The 7,976-nt window shown below is 35.3% G+C and carries 7 protein-coding genes and 1 other RNA gene; all 8 read left to right on the forward strand.

Annotated elements, in window-relative coordinates; genetic code table 11:
• Nucleotides 1-1,776, forward strand: a complete 1,776-nt coding sequence (gene aspS / locus C7958_RS05590; RefSeq protein WP_111571674.1) for an aspartate--tRNA ligase — start codon at nucleotides 1-3, stop codon at nucleotides 1,774-1,776.
• Nucleotides 1,777-1,845: 69 nt separating this feature from the next.
• A non-coding RNA gene (gene ssrS, locus C7958_RS05595) (6S RNA) lies at nucleotides 1,846-2,019 on the forward strand.
• Between the two features lie 152 nt (nucleotides 2,020-2,171).
• On the forward strand, nucleotides 2,172-2,747 hold the full coding sequence (locus C7958_RS05600) for a 5-formyltetrahydrofolate cyclo-ligase (protein WP_111571675.1): 576 nt from the start codon (nucleotides 2,172-2,174) through the stop codon (nucleotides 2,745-2,747).
• A 13-nt stretch (nucleotides 2,748-2,760) separates the two neighbouring features.
• On the forward strand, nucleotides 2,761-4,101 hold the full coding sequence (locus C7958_RS05605; protein WP_111571676.1) for a replication-associated recombination protein A: 1,341 nt from the start codon (nucleotides 2,761-2,763) through the stop codon (nucleotides 4,099-4,101).
• Nucleotides 4,101-4,736 carry an IMPACT family protein gene (locus tag C7958_RS05610; protein ID WP_111571677.1) on the forward strand — a complete coding sequence of 212 codons (636 nt, stop codon included), beginning with the start codon at nucleotides 4,101-4,103 and terminating at the stop codon, nucleotides 4,734-4,736. Before C7958_RS05605 ends, C7958_RS05610 begins: the two co-directional genes overlap by 1 nt.
• A 99-nt stretch (nucleotides 4,737-4,835) precedes the next feature.
• The gene (locus tag C7958_RS05615; RefSeq protein WP_111571678.1) at nucleotides 4,836-5,294 is read left to right on the forward strand and encodes an RrF2 family transcriptional regulator; all 459 of its coding nucleotides are present in this window, start codon (nucleotides 4,836-4,838) and stop codon (nucleotides 5,292-5,294) included.
• 1 nt (nucleotide 5,295) lies between these two features.
• A complete protein-coding gene (locus tag C7958_RS05620) occupies nucleotides 5,296-6,456 on the forward strand; it encodes a cysteine desulfurase family protein (protein ID WP_111571679.1) in 1,161 nt (386 codons plus the stop codon).
• A 26-nt stretch (nucleotides 6,457-6,482) separates the two neighbouring features.
• Complete coding sequence (gene mnmA / locus C7958_RS05625) at nucleotides 6,483-7,556, forward strand: tRNA 2-thiouridine(34) synthase MnmA (protein WP_111571680.1); 1,074 nt, start codon at nucleotides 6,483-6,485, stop codon at nucleotides 7,554-7,556.
• Nucleotides 7,557-7,976: the final 420 nt, after the last annotated feature.

Raw genomic sequence — 7,976 nt, forward strand, 5'->3', positions numbered from 1 at the left:
ATGGGAGAAACAATAAAAGATATAAAGAGAACCCACCTTTGTGGAGAAGTAAGTAAAAAGGATAATGAAGATAGAGTAACAATCATGGGCTGGGTACAGAAGAGAAGAGACCATGGTGGAGTTATATTTACTGATATCAGGGATCGTTCCGGGATAGTACAGGTAGTTTTTAATCCTGATGCTGGGGAAAAATTGTTTGAAAAAGCTGATTCCCTTCGTTCTGAATATGTAGTTGCAATTACCGGTGAGGTTGAACCAAGACCTGAAGGTAATATAAATCCAGAGCTTCCAACAGGTGAAATTGAAATTAAAGCTGAAGAATTGAGGGTTTTAGATGCTGCCGCAACTCCCCCGATTCAGATTGAAGATAACATTGATACTGGTGAAGATGTACGATTAAAGTATAGATATTTAGATTTAAGAAGGCCCAAAATGACAAAATTGATGGGGCTAAGACATAAGGTGACTAAAACTACCAGAGACTATCTTGATCAAAATGATTTCTGGGAAATTGAAACTCCGATCTTAACCAAGAGTTCTCCTGAAGGAGCTAGAGACTATCTGGTGCCAAGTAGAGTAAATCAGGGACAATTTTTTGCTTTACCCCAGTCACCACAAATTTTTAAACAGCTATTAATGGTTTCAGGTATGGAAAGATATTTTCAGATAGCTCGCTGTTTCAGAGATGAAGATTTGAGAGCCAACCGCCAGCCTGAATTCACTCAAATTGATATGGAAATGTCATTTGTTAATCAGGAAGAGGTTATGGAAATCACTGAGGGGTTAATGAAAGAATTATTTGCAGTTGGTGATATTGAAGTTCCAGCTAAAATTAAAAGAATGACCTATCAGGAAGCAATAGATCGCTTTGGTTCTGATAAGCCTGATCTGCGTTTTGGGATGGAACTTAAAGATTTATCTGAAGTTGTAAAAGATAGTGACTTTAATATCTTTAGTGGTACTGTCAGTAGTGGTGGTCAGGTAAAAGGTATTAATTTCCAAGGAGGAGCAGATTCTCCCAGGAGTACTATTGATGGCTTTGAGGAATATGTAAAAATGTTTAAGGCTAAAGGTTTAGCCTGGATGGCTTTAAGAGAGGATGGATTAAAGTCACCGATAGCTAAGTTTTTATCGGAAGAGGAAATTGAAGCTATTAAAAGAGTTATGAATGCTGAAAAAGGAGATTTATTATTAATTGTAGCTGATAATCCTTCTATTGTAGCTGCAGCTTTAGGCAATTTGCGCTTAAAAATTGCAAAGGAAAATAACTTAATACCTGATGAAGTTTATAAATTTGTCTGGATTGTAGATTTCCCATTGTTTGAATATGATGAAACTGAAGATCGTCTGGCTGCACTACATCATCCATTTACTGCTCCTGTAGAAACGGATATAGAAAAATTAGATAGTGATCCCGCTTCTGTGAAATCAAAAGCTTATGATCTTGTTTTAAATGGAGAAGAATTAGGTGGTGGAAGTATTAGAATAAATAATCACAAGCTGCAGGAAAAAGTTTTTTCTGTTTTATCCATCAGTGAAGAAGAGCAGCAGGAGAAATTTGGTTACCTGCTGGAAGCTTTTGATTATGGTACACCACCACATGGTGGAATTGCTTTTGGCCTTGATCGTTTAATGATGATTATTGGCCGAACTGATTCAATTAGAGATGTTATTGCTTTTCCCAAGACTCAGAAGGCAACTTCACCGCTTACAAATGCTCCTTCTAAAGTTGATAAAAAACAGCTGCAGGAACTGGGAATTTCTATCCGTTCTTAGCGCTGCTGCAGCGATTTTTTGCTTGCAGATCTTAACTATATATGTTAATATTATTTATAGAAAAGTAAATATCATCTGCCGTGTTCGATAATGATTAAACATTTTGACCAACACTTAGACATAGGGAGCCTGAGCTCTACCTGCGGCGTAGAAGCCTTCGATGGACCTATAAACCAGGTAGGAGGGCACCCACTTGGCAGACAGGGATCAAAATTCCAAATCAACCGGCACGGCGGATGAGTTTTCAGCTAACCTATTATAGGTTAGCTTTTTTCTTATCTAAAATATTTTTTGAGAGAAAGTTAGTTATTGATCTGAATAATTTTTATTTTGCAGAAAAATTATTTTTCTGCTATTATTGATTTAGAATTCAATATTAAATTGGGGTGAATTTTATGCAGCAAAAAGAAGAGTTAAGAGAAAAATATTTAAAAGAGAGATCTCAAATCTCTCAGAATAAGATCAGCAGCTGGAGTAAAAAAATTAATAGTCGTTTTTTAAAGCTTCCTCATTTAAAAAATGCAAAAAAAATTATGGCTTATGCTTCAATGCGTAAAGAGATTGAAACTTTTGATTTAATGGAAGAATTATTAGATCAGGGTTTTTTATTATATTTACCTTTTACTAAAAAAGATGTTATTGATCTCGGAATAGCTCATATAAATGACCTTGATTCAGATTTAAAAGAAGGAGTTTATGGAGTGCAGGAACCAGTTCCTGCAATTAGGGAGGAAAAAGTTCCAGAAGATCTTGATCTAATAATTGTTCCTGGTGCCTGTTTTACTCCTAGTGGTTATAGAATTGGTTATGGTGGCGGCTATTATGATAGTTTTTTAAGCAAACATGCAGACCAGGCACTCAAAGTTGGTTTTTGTTATGAGCGTTTTCTGGTAGATTCTATTCCGGTTGAAAACCACGATGTACCGGTTGACATTATAATTACCGAAAAAGAAACTATTAAGACAAATTAATTGAGGTGAAATTGTGAACCTTTTTGAAAATAAGAACACTCAAGAAAATAAAAATGACCGTCCTCTGGCTTATAGAATGAGACCCCGCAGTCTGGAAGAATTTTATGGTCAGGAAGAAATTGTGGGAGAAAACAAGCTTTTAAGTAGGGCTATTAAAGCTGACCGGCTCCAGTCTCTAATTTTTTATGGACCACCAGGCACGGGAAAAACAAGTCTGGCGCAGGTAATTGCCAACCAGACTGAAGCGGAATTCATAAAATTAAATGCAGTTACTTCTGGGGTTAAAGATATTAGAGAAGTTATAAAAAAAGCTAAATCTAATCGTAATTTGTATAACAATAAGACTATTCTTTTTATTGATGAAATTCATCGTTTTAATAAATCACAGCAGGATGCATTATTACCGTCTGTAGAAAATGGAACAGTAATTATGATTGGTGCAACAACTGAAAATCCATATTTCGAAGTGAATTCTCCTCTACTGTCACGATCAAGAATTTTTAGATTAGAAAAATTAAATAGTAAACAGGTATATTCGATTCTAAAAAAAGCTCTCACTGATCAGGAGCGGGGACTGGGAAAATTAAATATTGATATTTCGAATAAAGACCTGGAATTTATTGCTGAACTTGCCGATGGGGATGCCAGGGTAGCTTTAAATACTCTGGAATTAGCGGTCTTAACTACCCCAGCTGATAAAAATGGAACTATAAAACTTAACAAAGAAATAATTGAAGATTCAATGCAGAAAAAAATATTAAATTATGATCGCTCAGGAGATAACCACTATGATATAATTTCTGCTTTTATTAAAAGTATGAGGGGTTCTGACCCCGACGCAGCCATTTACTGGCTGGCTAGAATGATTGTTAGTGGGGAAGATCCTAAGTTTATTGCCCGCAGAGTTGTAATTCACGCTGCCGAAGATGTAGGCATGGCAGATCCGACAGCTCTAATAATTGCTGAATCTGCAGCCAGAGCAGTAGAACAGATAGGTTTTCCAGAAGCAAAAATTCCACTTGCTGAAGCAGTTATTTATATTGCTACTGCTCCAAAGAGTAATTCTGTAGTTAAAGCCATCAGCAGTGCTGTAGAATATGTAGAAAATAATAAAGCAGGAGATGTTCCTCCTCATCTGAAAGACAGTCACTATGCTGGAGCTTCAGAGCTGGGACATGGGTTGGATTATAAATATCCTCACAGTTATTCTAAAAACTACGTAGAACAAAATTATCTACCAGAAGAAATGAAGGATGTTTCTTTTTATGAACCGGGAGAGATGGGTAGAGAGAAAAAGACTGCTCAATTTTTAGATTACCTAAAAAATAAAGGAAAGCCAGAGGATGAAAACTAATGACCAATCTCAAAAAAAGACCGGCAAAGAATATGGAAGTTAGAAATCAGGTTAAAGACAGTAAATTTTACGGCAGTATTTTTACTGTTAAAGATAGAGAAGAAGCTGAAAAAAGAATTACAGAAATTAAAAATAAATATTCTGATGCCAGCCATAATGTTTCGGCGTTTCGAGTGGAAAGTACAGAATTAGACCAGGATCCAGTTGAGTACTTTGATGATGATGGTGAACCTTCGGGATCATCAGGTCCACCGATTTTAGAAGCAATTAAAGGTGAAGATCTACTTAATACAGTAATAGTTGTAACCAGATATTTTGGTGGTACAAAACTTGGGATTGGCGGCTTGATCAGGGCTTATGGTGATACAGCCAGATTAGCTATCAAAGAAGCAGGGGTTGAAACCTTAAAAGAATTTTATTTGATTGAAGTTAAAACTTCTTTTGATAAAATCGGTATTGTTTTAGGCCAATTAGAAGCGTTAAAAGCCGAGATAAAAAATACTGAGTTTAATAATCAGGGTGCTGTTGTAAAATCAGTAATTCCAACAGATATTAAAGCTAGGCTTAAAAATATCCTCCAGGAAAAAACAGCTGCAGATTATGATTTAAAGATAATTAAGAGCGTTTTTAAATAATATGAGATATCTGAAAAATCAGCATTGACACTGTTTTAGTCATATGTTAAAATTAGTTGAAAGTTGATAGTTAAAGTCAAGTTTATATGAGGTGAAAATATGAGAGTATCAACTAAAGGAAGATATGGATTAAGAGCAATGGTGGATTTAGCAGAACATGAAGAAGGTAAAGCTATTCCAATTCGAGAAATTTCTGAAAGACAGAACATTTCTGAGCAGTATTTAGAACAATTATTTGCAACGTTAAGAAAAGCTAAATTAGTAAAGAGTGTTCGAGGTGCTCATGGTGGCTATATGCTAAATCATGAACCAGAAGATATTAGCGTTGCTGATATAATAACAACATTAGAAGGACCAATTGCGCCTGTAGATTGTGTAATTGAGGATGATTTTTGTAATTATATTGATAAATGTGTAATCCATGGTCTCTGGTCTGAACTGGCAGATGCAATTAATGGTGTGATAGAAAATATGACTCTGGCGGACCTGCGGGATAAAGCTATTGAAGAGAAGAAAAGAGAAGAAAAAACAGTAAAAGAGAAAATAGAGGTCAAATAAAATGAATGATATATATATGGATCATGCAGCAACTACACCTGTGAATCAGGATGTAATTAAAGCAATGCAGCCTTTTTATAGTGATAAATTTGCTAATCCAGCCAGTTCTCACCTTCCAGGTCAGAAATCTGCTGCAGCTCTAGAGGATGCTCGGGAAGCAGTTGCTAAACTGGTGGGAACTAAAAAAGCAGAAGAAATTGTTTTTACAGCTGGAGGAACTGAGGCTGATAATCTGGCATTAAAAGGTGCAGCAATGGCACTTTCTAAGCAGGGAAAGCATATTATAACTTCAGCTATAGAGCACCATGCTGTTTTAAAAAGCTGTGAATACCTGGAAAAACATCTTGGTTTTGAAATAACATATCTTGAAGTAGATCAGGCTGGTCTGGTAGATCCTCAAAAACTGCGTGATAATATTCGCAAAGATACAATTTTGATTTCAATTATGTTTGCAAATAATGAGATAGGTAGTGTTCAGCCGATTAAAGAACTGGCGGCTGTTGCTGGTGAAAATAATATTTTATTCCATACAGATGCTGTGCAGGCGGTTGGACAGCTCAAAATAGATGTGAATGAACTGGGAGTAGACCTGCTTTCACTTTCAGCTCATAAATTTAATGGTCCTAAAGGAATTGGAGCTCTTTTTGTACGTAAAGGTGTAGAGTTGACTCCACAGATGTCGGGAGGTAGTCAGGAAAGAAAAAGAAGAGCTGGAACAGCTAATCTGACTGCTGCTGTTGGGATGGGAAAGGCTGCAGAAATTGCTGCTGCTAATTTAACTAAAAAAAGCAAAGAATTAATTTTGCTTAGAGATTATTTCTTTTCTCAACTTAAATCAAATTTTGATAATTTAAAAATTAATGGACCTGCTCCTAAAAGCGAGAATCGTTTGCCTGCTAATATAAATATTGCATTTAAAGATCTGGATGCGGAATCAATATTATTTAATTTAAGTTTAAATAATATTGCTGCAGCTACAGGTTCTGCCTGTGCATCAGGTTCATTGAGTGTGTCACATGTATTAAAGGCTATTGGATTAGAAGACAAATACGCTAAAGGCTCAATTAGATTTTCACTTGGTAAGGGTAATAATAAAGAAGAAATAGATTATGTAATTAAAAAATTAAAGGAAATTATTGCTAGATTGAATTCGTTAAAATAAGAATAAATTTTATAAGGGTGTAAATAATGAAAAAAGTTATGATTGCGATGAGTGGTGGTGTAGATAGTTCTGTTGCTGCGGCTCTGTTAAAAGAAGAAGGTTATGAAGTTATCGGTGGAACAATGCATATTTTTCCCGATTATGAAGAGGCAACTGATAGGGAAGATCACTGCTGTTCCTATTCTGCTGTTAGAGATGCAAAACGGGTTGCTCAAAAGCTTGAGATACCTCATTTTGTATTTAATCTGCAGGAAGAGTTTCAGGAGAAAGTCATAGACTATTTTGTGGATGAATACAGGCAGGGGAGAACTCCTAACCCATGTGTGATGTGTAATAAAGAAATAAAGTTCGAAGCACTTCATAGAAAAGCGATTGAAATTGGTTGTGATTATATTGCCAGTGGACATTATGCAAAAATCGAAGAAGAAAATGGTCGTTATATTTTGAAAAAGGGTTTAGATGAAAATAAAGATCAAAGTTATATGTTATATGTTCTTAATCAGGAACAGTTAAGTCAGACATTATTCCCTTTAAGTGAATATACTAAAGATGAAATTAGAGCTAAAGCTAAAGAATTGGGCTTTGCTGTGCACAATAAAGCAGAAAGTCAGGAAATTTGTTTTGTGCCTGATGATGATTATGTGAGATTTTTAGATACAAATTATCCGGAAATTTCTAAACCAGGTCCTATTTTAGATAGTGAAGGTAATCAAATAGGTACACACGAAGGACTTTCTCATTATACTATTGGTCAGCGAAGAGGTCTGGGTATCTCTATGGGCTATCCAATTTATGTTACAGCTCTAGACTATAAAAATAATGCTGTGATAATTGGTCAAGATGAGTCAGTATTTAATGAGGGATTAATTGCGGAAGATATTAACTTTATTCCTTTTGAAGATATTGAAGGACGCATGGAAGTAGAAGCACAAATTAGATATAACAGTTATCCAGTAAAAGCTTATATTGAAAAAACAAATAATGATGAATTAAAAGTTGAGTTTGAAGAGGCTCAAAGAGCTGTTACTCCAGGACAATCAGTTGTTTTTTATTTAGATGATTTGGTTCTTGGAGGCGGAATCATCAAAAAAAGTTTTTAAAACTCTTGACAAAGAGATTAAGCCTTGATATGATAATAAGCGTCGCACAGAAAGTAAATTCTTTTATAGAACTGAAAATTCAAGGCTTTTTCAAGTTTTTCTAAAAAGTTCTTGACAAAGTGAGGCACAGTTGATAAGATATTAAATGTCGCTGATAAAAAATGCGGCAGAAACAAAAGAAGAAATTATTGGCCTTGACGGTCAATTAAACGAAGGGCGTCGACCTCGATGGTCGAGCAAGGCACCATCCTTTCGTTTACAAAAGAAGGTGCGACGGACTCAATGTCCGAGTAAGGCACCGTCCATTTTGTTTATGGAAGAAGGTGCGTTGAACCTTGAAAATTAAACAGCAAGCCAACGTTAATATACTTTGAGTGTTAAAACTTAAAAGTAATTATAGTTTAAAGCTTATATTAAATA

This window comes from Halanaerobium saccharolyticum, from assembly GCF_003259895.1.
GTDB lineage: Bacteria > Bacillota > Halanaerobiia > Halanaerobiales > Halanaerobiaceae > Halanaerobium > Halanaerobium saccharolyticum_A.